Here is a 419-nt window from a genome sequence, read left to right as displayed (position 1 = left end):
GAATATGAGAGTTGGAAAAACCAACAGCATTATGAACGATTGCAACGTGAAACAGAACGTGATCGTAACCAACAAAACGACTATGAAAGGGGCTATTAATCGATGGAGAAGCAACGAATGAAATTAGCTATTGAAGATGAGTCAAAAGCATATATTGAATCATTTAAAGAGGAGCACGGATTACGGTACACGGGCGATGCCATTGCACAAATTTGTAAAGAACATGAAGCATCTAAGAGTAATGAATGGTCATTAAAGTATATTACGGAAGTAGTGAGTCATCATCTTCATGAGTCCTTAAAAAATGAGTTTCAAACTTTACGAGAAGAGATTCAAACATTAAAAGGTGAGATAACTAAAACAAAACTAGGAGCGAACGCAGCTGATAAAAATACACAAATTTTAATTGAATATATGAA

The 419-nt window shown here is 34.6% G+C and carries 1 protein-coding gene; it reads left to right on the top strand.

Going from position 1 to position 419, the window contains the following annotated elements:
- Window positions 1-102: 102 nt before the first annotated feature.
- On the top strand, window positions 103-419 hold a 317-nt coding region (locus AC1DWA_RS33550; RefSeq protein ID WP_477917836.1), incomplete at its 3' end, for a hypothetical protein.

The organism is Rhodococcus sp. P4_F3_2 (assembly GCF_056401335.1).
Note: the sequence above shows the minus strand (reverse complement) of the source record. Positions and strands in the feature narration are given on the sequence as shown.